We start from the raw sequence: 15,116 nt of genomic DNA on the forward strand, positions 1-15,116 counted from the left end.
CTGTGAAATGGCATTAATAGATGCGGTCCGGAGGGGGGGATGGAACCGTACCGAAATGCGGAATACAGTAAGCAAAGCGGTGAGCACCTTCTGCATTTCCGTCTCTCTTTTTTAAGATTCGGGAATCGCACTCATCGTTCTTCGCAAAGAATTCAACGTTTTTTTTCTGCTGTTTTTCAGGATCTTTCTTTTCTTCTTTTTCCGACTTCTCTGAATCGTTGCAAATCTTAAAGTTTGAAAGATGTTTATCTTTTACAATCGCAGTGACGGTCCCAGCCATTTTTAGCGTAAATAAGCTAATTAAGAAGAATCCGATAGTATAACGTAAAAAGGCACTTCTAAGGTGTTGCAACATGTTACAAAATTAGCGGCACTATTATACGAAGATGTCAGCAAATTGTTAACCTTTCGCAACTAACGTGATGTAATTTTAATGGTATTCTAATGAATAAAGCGATTTTCTTTAGGTTTTGTGTGTAATCTATAAAAATGGTAGATTTTATATATATTTGCCTATGATTGATTTAGTAAAAGAAAATAACTGGATGAAAACAATACGATTGACGTTAATTGGGTTTTTAATAGGCTTCACATTTAACGTGGCTGCCAGGAGCGAACAAGATACATCTCAAACTAAAGATGCTGATCGCGGCTATATCGTTCAGGTAGGAGATCAGGCACCGGATAATTTTGAGTTGGTGTTGCATGACGGCAGTAAGACTTCTTTAAAAGAATTACGGGGAAAAATTGTTCTTTTGCAATTTACGGCCTCCTGGTGTGTTGTTTGCCGAAAAGAAATGCCTTATCTCGAACGCGATATTTGGCAAGCTTATAAGGATAAAGATGTGGTATTGATTGGCGTGGATCGCGACGAGCCCTTAGAAACGGTGCTAAAGTTTCATCGGGATATGAACATTACCTATCCTTTAGCACTAGATCCTGGAGCTGGTATTTTTCAACAATTTGCTGATAAAAAGGCAGGCGTGACCCGTAACGTTCTTATTGATCGTACCGGAAAAATACGGTTTTTAACACGTTTATACGATGAGGCCGAGTTTGCTCAACTGGTTCAGGCAGTGGATAATTTAACAAAAGAACAACATTAATCAGAAACCGTTACCGAGTCAGCTATGCAAGTACACTTCAACAAAGTATTGCCTATTCTCATCCTTTCTCTTACTTTCGGATTTACCATACTTAAAGCGCAACAGGAAGAACTACTGGAAAATCGCTTTGACGCTCTTTTGCAGAAAGAGAGTATTGGACGGAATATCAAGAATTTGTCGGCGTATCCCCATCATCTTGGTTCCCCAAGAGGGAAAGAGGTTGCCAACGAAATTTTAAATTGGTTTAAACAATATGGATGGGATGCTCAACTGGAAGTTTATCACGTATTATTTCCTACGCCGATTGAGCGACAGCTTGAACTATTGGCGCCAAGCCATTATCAAGCCATATTAAAAGAAATGCCGGTAGAAGGTGATCCAGTAGCGCATCAAGAGGGGCAGCTGCCAACCTATAATGCGTGGGGTGCGGATGGAGATGTGACCGCACCGCTGGTTTTTGTCAACTATGGCTTACCAGCCGATTATGAACAACTGGAACGATTAGGGGTGGATGTAAAAGGAAAAATCGTGATAGCAAAATATGGTAATAGCTGGCGTGGAATAAAACCCAAGATTGCTTATGAGCACGGTGCTGTTGGTTGCATTATTTACTCCGACCCGAAAGAGGACGGCTATTTTCAAGGCGCGGTTTATCCTGAAGGGCCTTTCAAGAACGAGTATATGGTGCAACGGGGTTCGGTAATGGATATGGTGGTTTATCCAGGGGATCCTTTAACTCCCTGGATTGGTGCAACGAAGGATGCAAAGCGCTTGACGAAAGAAGAAGCTGCTACCATTTTAAAGATACCGGTGTTACCGATCAGTTATCACGATGCGAAGCCTTTATTGGAAGTCCTCGACGGTCCGGTAGCTCCAAACGCTTGGCGAGGTGCACTTCCTATAACTTATCGGATCGGCGGTGGGAATCAGAGCAAAGTGCATTTAAAAATTAAGCAAAACTGGGATATTGTGCCTGCTTATAATGTAATCGCCAAGATCAAAGGCAATGAATTTCCTGACGAGTGGATTATTCGAGGAAATCATCATGATGCTTGGGTCAATGGAGCCGATGATCCGGTAGCGGGACTATCCGTTTTATTAGAGGAGGCAAAAGCAATTGGAACCATGGTTAAAAACGGCTTCAAACCGAAACGAACCTTGGTTTACTGTGCTTGGGATGGAGAAGAACAGTCGCTGCTCGGCTCAACCGAATGGGTAGAACATCATGCAAAAGAATTGAAACAAAAGGCGGTAACCTATATTAATACGGATGGAAACGGGCGGGGTTTTTTGAGTGCCGGCGGATCACACGCATTAAAGGATTTGGTAACCGACATAGCAGGTGATGTACAGGATCCATTAACAGGTAAGTCGATACTCGATCGAAAATTGGCCAACACCGTTATATCGGCGACCTCTCCGCAGCAGAAGCAAAAGTTGCTCGCAAAAAAAGAGTTTGCTTTACAAGCGTTGGGAACAGGTTCTGATTATTCGGCCTTCTTACAGCATTTAGGAATACCTAGTCTTAATTTTTCTTTTGGAGGAGAAAGTGAAGGGGGGGATTATCATAGTATTTATGATTCGTATAATCATTATGTCCGATTCAAAGACCCCGATTTCAGTTATGGGCTTGCGCTGGCACAAGTTGCCGGTAGAGCTGTTTTACGATTATCCGAGGCTGAGATTTTACCTTTTAGCTTTGATGGCCTGCAAGAAGCAATCAATACGTACGCAAATGAGGTGCAAAAGCTTGGTGAGGATCTTCGTCTGTTCCATGCTGTTGAAAACCAACTGATAAAAGATTCTTTATATGCCTTGGCAGCCGATCCGAAAGAGCCCTATGTACAACCGATACCAAAAAAATCAGTACCCAATTTTTCATTTGCGGGATTGCAAGAAGGTGTTGATAGCTTAAGCAAATCCATTCAAGCGCTTAAAGAGCGGCGGCAAACATTTAAGGGAAACAAAAAAGCTTTAGCATTGGTAAACAAGCAGCTTTTTCAAGCGGAGAAATCGTTGTTACTGGAAAAGGGATTACCTAGGCGTCCATGGTATAAGCATAGTATTTATGCACCGGGATTTTATACCGGTTATGGAGTCAAAACATTGCCCGGCATCCGAGAAGCCCTGGAAGAAGGGCATTATCAAGAGTTTGAAGAGCAGCTACAATTACTGATCGGTACGATCCGAAAACTTAAAACCGCGCTTGATCGTATTTTCATATAATGAAACTATTGATATTAAAGAGGGATGTCTAGTCAATTTTTATTACACTTGTAAACTACTTTTGTAAGACTTCATTGTTTTTTAATTTTACCATTACCCGCATAACATCATCTTTGGACCAGATTCGTAGCATCTTTGCTGTGTAAGCATTCAACAAGTAGGTTGTCTCCAGGGTGAGTCCAGGTTTTTCCTTAAAAACCTGGACTCACCCTGGAGACAACGTGGACTCACCCTGGACTCACCTCGAAGAAAGACCCTGTCAAAACGCTACTTTGTCTTATCCACCTATCCAGTCGTACCTTCCTTTTTCGAATACGTTTGTTCCATTGTCGAGCAAAATGATTAAATCGAAATTCATAATTTTGTATCTTTGAATTAATTAACTTATATGCAATGGAGAAAGCGGAGACTTTACAGGAATACTATAGAAGAACGTGTAGAAAAATGCCGCCGGATTTGATAGAAGGTGGTGGTAATAATGCCCACTTCAATGTCTTAAAACGAAACAATTGTTATGCAAGCTTACATTTTTCCCGCAAGGATTATTACAAAATCTGTTTAACGCTGGGAAGCGCCATATTGCATACTGATAAAGGCACAATTTCCATTGATAAACCGGCGATTTTCTTTTCTAATACCAATGTGAGATTTGGTTGGGAAAACACATCCCCGGCTCAGAAAGGCTATGTTTGCTTGTTTAACGATTTGTTTATTGGTAATGAATTGCGGAAGGCCCTGTCTAATCTATTTAACCTGTTTCGAAATGACGTATACTCCTTTATCTTTCTGAGTGAAGAGCAATACGATTTACTATCTCAATATTTTGAATGGATGCTTAAGGAGTATAATAGTGAATTTGTTTACAAAAAGCAGATCATTGAAGACTTTTTACGATTGATTACTTATACGACAGTTAAATTACGGATGGAACGGGGTGCGTCAGAGAAGCGAATTCCGGATAGCGACCTAGTAAATCGATTTTGTGATCTACTGGAAAAGCAATTCCCTATCGAGTCTCCCGATAATGCGCTGGTTCTTAAAAGCCCGGCTGATTATGCACTACAGCTGCAGGTTCACGTGAATCACTTAAACTACAGTTTGCGTTCCTATTTTGGTAAAACTACCAGCGATCTTATTCAAGAACGAATCTTACAAGAAGCGCTCGATTTGTTACAATACAGTCATTGGCGTATTACCGAAATCGCATTCAGCCTAGGTTTTGAGTATCCTCAGCATTTTAATAATTTCTTTAAACGGAAAACCGGTAAAAGTCCAAGAGAATATCGGAGTCTGCTGTTAAGTGATATTTGATTTCATTAACTAATATTTGATTTGCTTATTTTTCGATAGCGAATAGTCCGCTAGTTTTGTAATGCTAAAAAACAGGGTATTATGAAGCTATACAATAGCAAATTTGAGAAGATCAGTACGATTTCTACCTTTATTTTAATTCCTCTATCAGGACTTGTAACCGATGTTTATATTCCATCTTTCCCAGAGATGCAATCGGTTTTTCAAACAAGCGCGGCAGGTATTCAGTTGACGCTTTCTTGCTTTTTGATCAGTTACGGGATTACCATGTTTGTGGCCGGGAGTGTAGTTGATAGTTTTGGAAGATATCGAATTATATTAGGCGCCTTATTGTTATTTGCATTGAGTAATTTTTCGATTGCTTATGTGCATAATCTTTACTTCCTTTATGCTATACGCGTTTTACAGGGAATATTGACCGCGCTGATCGTGGTGGCCAAGCGTGCCTTTTTAGTTGATATCTATACCGGCGAAAAGCTCAAACATTATATGGGGTTGCTGTCGGTGGTCTGGTCGCTCGGCCCCATTACAGCTCCCTTCTTGGGTGGGTACCTGCAATCTTATTGGGGTTGGACATCTAATTTTATTTTCCTAGGTGTTTATGCTTTGTTTTCTTTTACCTTGGAATATATATTCTGTGGGGAAGCAATGCGTCAGGCCCAGGCCTTCCGTATGCCTACTATTATTGCAAGTTATCGCAAGGTGTTGGGAACGAAGGAGTTTTCACTAGGGCTCTTCGTGTTGGCAGCAAGTTATTCGATGGTCCTGATTTTTGGTATGACGGCTCCTTTTATTATCGAAGAACAATTCCATTTATCATCGGTGGTAACCGGTTATTGTGCGCTCATTTCCGGTTTAGGCCTTTTTGTAGGAGGTATGTTGGCTAAGCAATTAACCAGTCGTCCGCTGCTAATGAAGTTACGAATCGCTAATTTTTCTGAATGCATGATTGCGCTATTGATGTTTTTCGTTGGTACGTTGTTTACGAACCTATACGTATTAATGTTATTTGTATTCAGTATGCATGTTTGTGCGGGCTTTATGTACAACGTCTATTTCACTTTTTGTTTAACACGTTTTCCGCAAAACGCGGGTATATCCAGTGGTATTACCAGCGGAGGTTCTTATCTCATAACCTCGGTGCTAAGCTATAGCACGATTAGTCTGGTAAAAGTGAGTAGCCAAAGTACGCTTGCCATCTGTTATTTTGCAATGGCCGTTGTGACATTTTCACTATTGCAAGTATTGAAAAAGATTCGGATGAGTGGGGTAGACTAAGCATTCAAAGAGATTAATTGCTATCTTGCCATGCTTTTTATCCGCCCATCTAGATGAAGTAGTGTCGGAAAAATGCAGCGTACTCTCCGGTTGCAAGTAGAAAATCATGCAATGAAGAAGCTATTAAGGATATTAAAATATATGATGGTCGTTATTCTCAGTGTAGCCGTTTTGTTAGCGATTACGGTTTTTTTTTATATTCGACAAGATAAATTTGGTCAAGCACCTTCGGGTAAGCGACTAGAGCGGATAAAGCAATCACCCAACTACCGAGATGGACAGTTTCAGAATCTACATTTTACACCAACGATCACCGAAGGATACTCTTTTATCGGTGTACTTTATAAGTTCTTTTTCGGTAAGGATCCGAGAAACCGACCGACTGATCCACTTCCTACTGTTAAAACAAACTTACAGCAACTGGACCCGAATGCTAATCTTCTGGTTTGGTTTGGGCATTCTTCCTATTTATTACAGCTAGACGGCGTACGCTATTTGGTGGATCCGGTATTTTGTGGGAATGCATCACCCGTTCCGGGATCGAATAGAAGTTTTAAAGGAACCGATATCTATACCGCAGCGGATATGCCATCGGTTGACTATCTCTTGATTACACACGATCACTATGATCATCTTGACTATGAAACGATTGTGGCGTTGAAGGATAAGGTGACTCGGATAATTTGTGGTTTAGGGGTAGGTGCCCATTTTGAACATTGGGGATATGAAGCCGATAACATTATTGAAAAAGATTGGAATGAAAAGGTTGTCGTTAATACCCAAACAACCTTGCATACCTTGCCTACCCGCCATTTCGCAGGTAGAAGTTTCAGCAGAAACAATACACTTTGGCTCTCATTTTTGTTGGAAACCCCAACCAAAAAAATCTATTTGGGCGGTGATAGCGGTTATGATACCCATTTTGCGACGATAGGCAAGCAATTTGGTCCGATTGATTTGGCGATTCTTGACAATGGACAATACAACCCCGCCTGGCAAGCGATTCATATGCTTCCGGAAGAAGTTATAAACGCTTCGAAAGACTTAGGAACCAAACGTCTTTTTCCGGTACACTCATCAAAATTTGCGCTTTCTCTGCATGCCTGGGACGAACCCTTAAAAAGAATAAGCATACTCGCTGCATCGGAGAAGTTGCCTTTTATTACGCCCATGATAGGGGAGGTAGTCCGCCTCGATGATCCTGCCCAGACCTTTACAGCATGGTGGAAAGGTGTAAAATAACCATATTTTATTTTCGCTGAAACATTTCAGTAGGCGGTTTGTTAAAAGGTAGTTACATTAGTAAAATCACTGAAAAATGGGATTATTTAGAACAATACTACTAGGCGCAGCCGCTTATGGTGCCTATAAATATGCGACGAAGAAAGATGCAAATGGCCGATCGATGGTGGATGATATTAAAGAGAAGGCACCGGCATGGAAAGAGAAAATAATGCGTTTCAAAGACGATATGGAACGGGAACTTAAACATCGAACATCCGGTGAGTATAAGTAACCTTCGTTTAAAAACCGAAGATTACTTATACTGAAAGACAAGCTGCTTTTAAAAGTTGTAAGAGAGATTCATCGTTAGGGTGGCCCCGTTTCCACGAACGTATTCGGCATCAATTGCGCGATATTGGCTAACCACTGGATAGTAGGAGCTGTTTAACAGATTCTCTACGCCCATCCCTAGGGAAAACTTGTTGTTGATTCGGTATAAAGCAGAGAGATTAAGCAAGCTGACAGCGTCTACCGGTCCTTCACTGTTAGCATATAACCCGTTTGAGCGTGGCTCAAAGCGATTTCTATCGCCCGTATATACCCAATTTAGCTTAAGATCGAACTCAGAGGAAGGACAGAAAGCAATATAAGCCGTCGCTTTAGGCGGGGCGATGCGAATACCATTCATATATACTTTTGTACCGTCTTCCTGCTCTGATTTGCCTTCTACAAAGGAGTAACTTGCTCCAACCGTCCATTGCGGACTAAGAAAAGCGTCAGCTGTTACTTCATAACCATATACGCGTTCCGGCTCACGCTGCGGTACCAGGTATCCGCCAACATCAACTAAGTTCGCGCCAAACTTGGAAGTGCTAATATAGTAAGCAGCCGTAAGGTGAAAAATATCGAAACGACTGCTGATACCCAGCTCATAATTGTTCGTAATAATCGGATCCGTCTCGATACTTTCAAGCGTACTTTGCGTAGCCCTACGTAGAATACGTCCCAACTCATTGATGGCGAAGCCCTGCGAAAAGCTAATGAATGGATTTAAGAAATCGTATTTGTTATAGCGCAAACCAACATTGAACATGGTGGCGTGATACGGGATTTTACCCCCCGATACGGCTATGCTTCCCTCACCATTAGGACCTGTCGCGATGGTATTGAAATCCTTTACTTTTACATTGGCATTCTCGTAACGCACACCTCCTTTCAGCACCAAATGATTCCATAGGTCTAACTTAAGCTGTGCATAAGGTGCCAGATTAACCATGTCCATATCCGGGATGTAAACACGGCCATCGGTTAGAATTTGATTTGTTCGGTCGTTTAGCAGATAGAGCCCATAGGTAAGCTCTGCTTGGAGGTCGTCATGTATAGCCCAAGGTGTATTGAGGTTTAAACGCAAACCCTTTTTAAAAGATTGAATTTTTGTTTGTCCGGGCCCGTACCACGCGGTTCCTTGTTCAACATAACGATTCATGGAAACGAAGCGATTATAATAAGCCGTTATATCGAGTGATGTACGGTATGGCAATGCATCGTGGTGATAAGAAAGGAAAACGTTATGGTTATAAGGTGTACCCGCCGGTTCACCTGGATCATCTCCTTTGACCCCAATGGAAGGCCTCTCACGGTATTTTCCAACAACATTGACATAATCACTGTGCTGAACACTTCTAAACAGATTGTAGGATGCTGTAAGGGCGCTATGCTCATTCGGCTTATAAGCAAGCTTAATAAAGGTGTTGTAGAGATTATTTTCCCCAAGACCGTCAGCCTGTGCGTTCACTTCGCCTTTAGCATCTTTTAATACACCGGTGTAATTGTATGTTCCACTTACAACATAAGAGAATTTATCAATCGAGCCTTCGAAGAGCTGTGAAATCCGATAGCCAATCGTATTGGATGGGTGCACTAGATTTCCGCTCGTTCCGATACTGGTCGTTCCTCCAAAACGTTTTCCCACTGCCGGTGTTTTGGTAATGAAGTTAATGATACCTCCCCCGGAGCCATTGCCGTAAATTGAAGTTGCTCCCTTGATCACTTCCACACGTTCGATGACAGCTGGGTCAAGCGTACGTATATCCCGGGCCCCATTCATCAAGGGTGTCGATTGTGGAATCCCATCGATAAGCACCAATACCTGCCGACCACGTAGGGTTTGTCCGCTATTGGTGGCCTTGTTTGTTCCTGTACCTAGTCCCGGAATCGTATTTCCTAAAATAGTAGCTATAGAGGGGTTGACGTTGGTTTGTTCTTTAACCTCTTGAGCATTGAGAATACTAATAGATGAGGGTACTTCGTCGATACTCTCCGGCTTGCGGCCAGCGGTAATAACCACCTCATTAAGGGCGATATCCTGACTGAGTATAAACTCAATCTGTGTCGCGGTGTTCGTTGTGAGCTGGACTTCTTTGGTTGTTTCTTTATAGCCTATGTAGCTGGCTATCAGCTTGTAATTTCCTTCTGGTAGCGTATTTGTAACAAACTGGCCCCGTTGATCCGTTTTTAAGATGGTTTTTCGAACACCAATGCTGTCAAGGACCTTAATGGTTACATCTTGTAGCGGCGCACCTTTATCATCAATAATTAATCCTTTTAATATGACCTTTTGCGATTGTGCAAAAGAGAGGGATAGAGTAAGTAGGCATAAGCTTGCGAAAAGTAGAAGTTGCTTCATTGACGTCTTTTGTAAGATGGCTGAATTTAATCGGCACAAATGTATAGTTATTTAGACCTATTAAAAATAGCAAATTACGGGATGACAATAATATGACAGAATCGGGGCTAAAATTCTTTGTTCCCAAATTCGCTCTCCGGAAGTTTGAGTTTATTCTTCAATTTATTTAGCTGAAAACTGAGGTTTAAGAGTAGGATATCTTTTTCGTAAATATAGTTTGTAGTGGTATAGAAATCGGAACCAAAGGTTGTAATCCGTTGCTCATTAGCTTGGATGAATCCCAGATCGATATTTTGCCACTGTAGTTGCGCACTGAACCGGCCGTTCATGAAAGTTTTTTTCAGTGCGAGGTTAGGTGATATAAAACGAGAATCTCTTCCTTGAGCTGTTGGACGAGCCGACAAATAGTTAAGATTTCCTTGAACGTTAAGTGTGGAATTTATTTTATAGTCTGTGTTAAAATTTATGGCATAGACCCAATCGCTATTGGCTACATCGATCTGTTCATCGAATAACGTCCCTTTTATATGGTACTTATATAGATTGGCGCCTAAATAAATTTGCCATTGCTTGGTTATCTGTGTATTGATACCCGTTTCCAGACCATAGCTATAGGCCTTGCCCGCATTCGTATAGATACGATTTAAAATCGTATCCGTATATACGCTATTTACCCGTTGAATGGGGTTTTTAATATCTTGATAGTATAAGGTGGAGAAAAATGACCCCTTTTTGAAAGTTTTGATAAGCCCTAGCTCTGCCAGGTATATAAACTCGGGTAATAAATCAGCATCTCCCTGCTCCAAGGTTTCTGAATGTTCACGCTCAGGTATAGGGTTCAATTCAAAATTATTGGTTCGCTGCACTCTTCTACTGACGCCGGCTTTTGTTTGCCACCCGCTGCTAAGTGTATAAAGTATATTGGCTGAAGGGAATAAATTGTCCAAAGTAAGTACATGAGGTGCCTCTTCCCCTCGCAAGTTTACATTACGATTTGCATGTTCGTAGCGTAAGCCTCCCGTATATTCGAACTTTTTATGCTTACCGGCGTATTGGCTATAAAGCGAATGAATGGAATTCCGAGCGTCTATTAGACCAGAAAATTCCGGATCAACGACGAAAGTATCTCCCTGTTTTGTTGAGTAAATAAAATCTCCGTTTTGCTTGTCTTCCCTGAATTGATAGCCACTTTCCCAGCTTCCTTCGCCAATTTTTACCGAATAATCCAATTTAGCTCGTAATCCTTTGAGCGGGTTTTTATAAGTGTTAAGAGTATGTTGAACGGTCGTATTCCCTTCTATATTTTTATTATCTGTAGAACCGTATAAGTCGGCATATTCGTAGAGTAGCGAAAGAGACAGGTTGGATCGATCATTAAATTGATGGGTATAACCAAAATTTCCGAGTACAAAGTTACCTTGTTTTGTTTGGAGATTAGCATTAAAATAGGAAGTCCTTCCTATAACTTGCTGATTTTCCAAATCTATTTTGGTATTGTTATAGTAAATATCAGCCACACGATCCTGAAATTTGTGTCCTGCAAAAAATCCGATTGAGAACGTGTTCTTCTCATCTGCTTTAAATTCGATATTAAAGCGTCCGCCGTAATTGTACTTATCAAAGCTGCGCTCACCATTCGACGGAAAGGTAGTTTTAATTTGATTGATAATCGTATAAACGTCGCCCTCTCTGAACCCGGCGTTATCATTGCGAAGGTAGTTAGCACTTGCCGTTAAATCCCATCGGTTATTTTTATAGTTGAAGGAAATATCAGTGCCATAACGTTTTTGACTTTCTTTATTATTGTAATCGTTAAAACTGGGAAAGCCAGTTTGTAGGTTTATCGCAAGAAAAGAACCGTTATCCACTCCTGTTTTTGTAGTGATATTGATAATACCACCTTTACCATCCGGATCGTATTTTGCTGATGGGGCGGTAATCAGTTCAATATTTTCCACGACATTAGCGGGAAGTTGACTTAATATCGTCTGCACATCCGTTTGTACTGCTTTACCGTTTATCAATACCAAAAAGCCACTAGACCCTCGTAATGTAATTTCTCCCAGCCCATTGATCGCTATTGATGGCATATTTTTGATAATATCGATAGCAGTTCCACCCTTTGCCGTCTCAAACTGGTTTGCTTTGTACACTTGCTTATCTATCTTATGATAATTTAGATTGGGTTGAGCTGAAACAACCACCTCGTTTAAAAAGGTAGCGGATGGTTTCAATTCTATTGCTTTTATAGCTAAATGTTCGCCTGCATGGAGCGGTGTCAGTTTGATTACCTGCGTTTCATAACCTAAAAATCGTATTTTAAGCAGGTATTGTCCTGCTTTTAATTTTGCGAGTGAGAAAGCGCCGCTTTCATTTGTCATAACGCCATCTACAAAAGCTGAATCATGATTGTTTTGATGTATGCTTACACTTGCGTAGCTTATTGGGCTATGGCTTAACGAATCATATACTTGGCCGGAAACTTGAGCTTCTTGAGCCAAAGCGGAAGATGAAAGAAAAAATAATAAAAAAGAAAGTACGTACAGATTTTTCATACTTGCGCTAAGCTAGGATAGTTATCGCGATAAAAATGGTGAAAATCGATCTATCTTTGGTAATTTATGATAAAGCACGAAACTGATGCGGTGTTATGTTCGTGTGCTTTTTGAAAAACTTTACAAAATAGGACGGATCGTTGAATTGCAGTCGGAAAGCAATTTCGCTAATGGTAAGGTTGCTGAACTGTAAATAACGTTTGGCTTCAGAAAGGGTAAAGGCTTCGACAATCTTCTTTGCTGATGTTCCAGCCACCTTATAACAAATGTCATTAAGCACTTTCGACGGAATGTTTAGCTTTTCAGCATAAAAGCTTAGATTTCTATTGGTTCCCTCGGTTGTCGAAATCAGATCAATAAATAATGCATATAGGTCTAGGTATCTATTGTCAATATCCTGCTTGAGCCCCTCTTGTAGTAGGGTGCCTAAAATACTCTTCAATAATCCCTCGATAATTAAATCCTGAAAATGCTGCTCTTGCGAATATACATGGTAGAGGCTTTCGAAAAGGTTTCGAATCGGTTGAATATCGTGCTGGAGGGGCAGATGTTCAATTCTCCAGAACAAATGAAACAGGGCTTTTAGTTCGGTGTCTTTACTATGGTTTATAAATTCATCCTTTATAATCAGAACAAAGCCTTCGGGTTCGCTGACGATATCCCAAGCGTGGATTTGGTTCTTTTTTAGGATGAAGATAGCGGGTGCAGCGATAGGATAGGCGGTACTATCTATCAGATGCACACCGTCACCCTTCCATAGAAAGATGACTTCGAAATAGTTTTTATGCTTGTGGGGTTCGGTATTCCGTATATGCTTTCGAAAAGGTGCTATTTTAAATGTTTTGTCTAAACCTATTTTCTCTTTTATCTTAAATGCCTGCATTCTTCATCGCTATATGATTCGTCTATAAAAATAAGAAGGGTCCACTTAATTTCTGCAATTATTCTCTATAAAAATAGTGGATTATTTAGTGCCAATTTTAAGTGACAGACGAGAAATGATGAGATATAGTTTTGCACGACAGATAAAAGATAGATAAAGCACCTATGTTCGTACAAGCTTCGTACGTTGTTCGCGTAGATAAGGATCTATTGGGAATCAACAGCGAATCACCTAGGAGTTTAAAGGGTTCGCGGTCGGATAGAAGTCCCATCTGATTCGCTGTTGATACGGTTTGAGCCCCAGATGGATGGGGCTAAACACCTACAAATTAAAATACGATTGCGAGGCAGAAAGGCTTAGTAATGACAGGGCCTGAAATTTATGTTCTAAATTCCAGGCCCTGCGAATTGTTGTTGTGTGACGAAATGCTATAGATTGTCGTTAATGTCAACAACTTCTATTTCAAATACTAGTGGAGAGTTGGCGGGTATTTTTTCATTAGCTTTATCATCGTAGCCCCAAGGTGATGGGGTTACAAAACGGATCTTAGATCCTTTTTTCAATCCTGAGCTTGTCAATCCAAAGGTCGGCATGTTCTGACCATTATAAGTAAATGAGCTTGGTATGAAAGCATATACCCAGGCAGGGATAATGTTAGAACCTAAATTGGTTTTAAACGTTTTTTTGTTGGCTAAAGAATCACTTGTTTGATCAAATACAGTTCCATTCAGTAACTGCCCTTTGTACTTTACTTCAATAGTAGGCGCTACAATTTGACCTATTGAATTCAATTTGTAGGTATAAGAATCAGATTGACCTGGCTCCAATACCTCGTACCAAATACCCGTACTATCACTACGCCTTGGATTGGTCCATCCATTGTCAGGGTCTTGAACATAGGCTCTCAAGATCGGTTCTTGTTCGGCAAGTACTTTCCGTATGCGTGCTTGTCGGATGGAATCCTGTCTTTCCTGTTCCCTTCTTATTTCATCGAAATCAGTTTTATTACAGGCTGAAAAAGCAATTAGCACCCCAAAAAGTAGAAATAGAATTTTGTTTGTGTGTTTCATTTGTATATACGTTAATTTTTTCCTTGGTATTGTTCAGGTTGATTGATAACATCTGAATAATCCTTGTCGACCTTTTAACGTTTATATACTGACTTTCGCTACAATAAATTGTTTTAGCGGAAAATTGATATTGATAGCGTCGGATAAATCTAACCTGCCTGATTAAAAATTAATGGTTTTCTGCGATTGAAAAACAACGGATAAGATTTTAGCTTAGCGAAAACTCTATCAATAATAAAACATATGAAATTAATATTAAGCAGTTTGTGTTTTCTGCTCATTGCGGGATTCTTATTTGCACAAGGAAATGAAGTGCAGGAACAAAAAGAAAACATGTTCATTGAAGTAAATTCCAAAAATGAGCAAGTGCTAAAAACAGCCGACGAATTGTCGGAGCGATTGAAAGAATGGAATTACTGGCATCTGGTCTCTGCACCGGAACAGTCGGATTTGCAGATGCGCGTTCATATAGAAGCTTCTAAGGGAATCACAGCAACTTCATGGGGAGGTACATCATACGCATTGAGTGCAAAAATAATTGACCAAAAAGGAGAGGTACTTTGGGAATCCACTACCTATAAAGCCAGTCCTAATGGAATGAATGGCTTCAATGCAGGAAAGGCTGTGGTGAAGAAACTGATGCGTGATTTGAAAAAGAAATATCCGCAAAAATGACCCGACTGTTCTGACCTTCGGCGGAAATCCCAAAGATTTATTTTTATTGATTCTAAATAAGAGGAAGATATTTTTATATTTGCCTCTCTTTAGAATTAGTTT

At 40.5% G+C, this 15,116-nt stretch carries 12 protein-coding genes; 7 read left to right on the top strand and 5 right to left on the bottom strand.

What is annotated here, in order from left to right:
• Window positions 1-13 precede the first annotated feature (13 nt).
• A complete protein-coding gene (locus ACH11B_RS14350; protein WP_130857181.1) occupies window positions 14-280 on the bottom strand; it encodes a hypothetical protein in 267 nt (88 codons plus the stop codon).
• Window positions 281-515: 235 nt separating this feature from the next.
• Here ACH11B_RS14350 and ACH11B_RS14355 point away from each other — a divergent pair, with 235 nt between their 5' ends.
• From ACH11B_RS14355 to ACH11B_RS14380, 6 genes are all read left to right on the top strand, one after another.
• Window positions 516-1,106 (top strand): TlpA disulfide reductase family protein, encoded by a 591-nt coding sequence (locus tag ACH11B_RS14355; protein ID WP_207303781.1) that lies wholly within the window; start codon window positions 516-518, stop codon window positions 1,104-1,106.
• 24 nt (window positions 1,107-1,130) lie between these two features.
• Window positions 1,131-3,332, top strand: coding sequence for a transferrin receptor-like dimerization domain-containing protein (locus ACH11B_RS14360; protein ID WP_130857182.1), 2,202 nt, complete (start codon window positions 1,131-1,133; stop codon window positions 3,330-3,332).
• Between the two features lie 393 nt (window positions 3,333-3,725).
• Window positions 3,726-4,643: an AraC family transcriptional regulator gene (locus ACH11B_RS14365; RefSeq protein ID WP_013665941.1), complete on the top strand. Its 918-nt coding sequence runs from the start codon at window positions 3,726-3,728 to the stop codon at window positions 4,641-4,643.
• An 81-nt stretch (window positions 4,644-4,724) separates the two neighbouring features.
• On the top strand, window positions 4,725-5,921 hold the full coding sequence (locus tag ACH11B_RS14370) for an MFS transporter (protein ID WP_130857183.1): 1,197 nt from the start codon (window positions 4,725-4,727) through the stop codon (window positions 5,919-5,921).
• A 111-nt stretch (window positions 5,922-6,032) separates the two neighbouring features.
• Window positions 6,033-7,163, top strand: coding sequence for an MBL fold metallo-hydrolase (locus ACH11B_RS14375; RefSeq protein ID WP_130857184.1), 1,131 nt, complete (start codon window positions 6,033-6,035; stop codon window positions 7,161-7,163).
• A 76-nt stretch (window positions 7,164-7,239) separates the two neighbouring features.
• Window positions 7,240-7,437, top strand: coding sequence for a hypothetical protein (locus tag ACH11B_RS14380; RefSeq protein ID WP_013665944.1), 198 nt, complete (start codon window positions 7,240-7,242; stop codon window positions 7,435-7,437).
• 48 nt (window positions 7,438-7,485) lie between these two features.
• Here ACH11B_RS14380 and ACH11B_RS14385 read toward each other — a convergent pair whose 3' ends face one another.
• The 4 genes from ACH11B_RS14385 to ACH11B_RS14400 form a co-directional block, all read right to left on the bottom strand.
• Window positions 7,486-9,831: a TonB-dependent receptor gene (locus tag ACH11B_RS14385; protein ID WP_404273973.1), complete on the bottom strand. Its 2,346-nt coding sequence runs from the start codon at window positions 9,829-9,831 to the stop codon at window positions 7,486-7,488.
• Window positions 9,832-9,938: 107 nt separating this feature from the next.
• Window positions 9,939-12,386: a TonB-dependent receptor domain-containing protein gene (locus ACH11B_RS14390; protein WP_377610376.1), complete on the bottom strand. Its 2,448-nt coding sequence runs from the start codon at window positions 12,384-12,386 to the stop codon at window positions 9,939-9,941.
• 64 nt (window positions 12,387-12,450) lie between these two features.
• Window positions 12,451-13,269, bottom strand: a complete 819-nt coding sequence (locus tag ACH11B_RS14395; RefSeq protein WP_130857187.1) for an AraC family transcriptional regulator — start codon at window positions 13,267-13,269, stop codon at window positions 12,451-12,453.
• A 428-nt stretch (window positions 13,270-13,697) separates the two neighbouring features.
• Window positions 13,698-14,339 carry an FKBP-type peptidyl-prolyl cis-trans isomerase gene (locus ACH11B_RS14400; protein ID WP_130857188.1) on the bottom strand — a complete coding sequence of 214 codons (642 nt, stop codon included), beginning with the start codon at window positions 14,337-14,339 and terminating at the stop codon, window positions 13,698-13,700.
• Between the two features lie 243 nt (window positions 14,340-14,582).
• Between ACH11B_RS14400 and ACH11B_RS14405 the strand changes: the two genes are divergently transcribed.
• On the top strand, window positions 14,583-15,014 hold the full coding sequence (locus tag ACH11B_RS14405; RefSeq protein ID WP_130857189.1) for a hypothetical protein: 432 nt from the start codon (window positions 14,583-14,585) through the stop codon (window positions 15,012-15,014).
• The last annotated feature ends 102 nt before the right edge of the window (window positions 15,015-15,116 follow it).

This window comes from Olivibacter sp. EAT-5, assembly GCF_044784325.1.
GTDB classification, from domain to species: Bacteria; Bacteroidota; Bacteroidia; order Sphingobacteriales; family Sphingobacteriaceae; genus Olivibacter; species Olivibacter oleidegradans.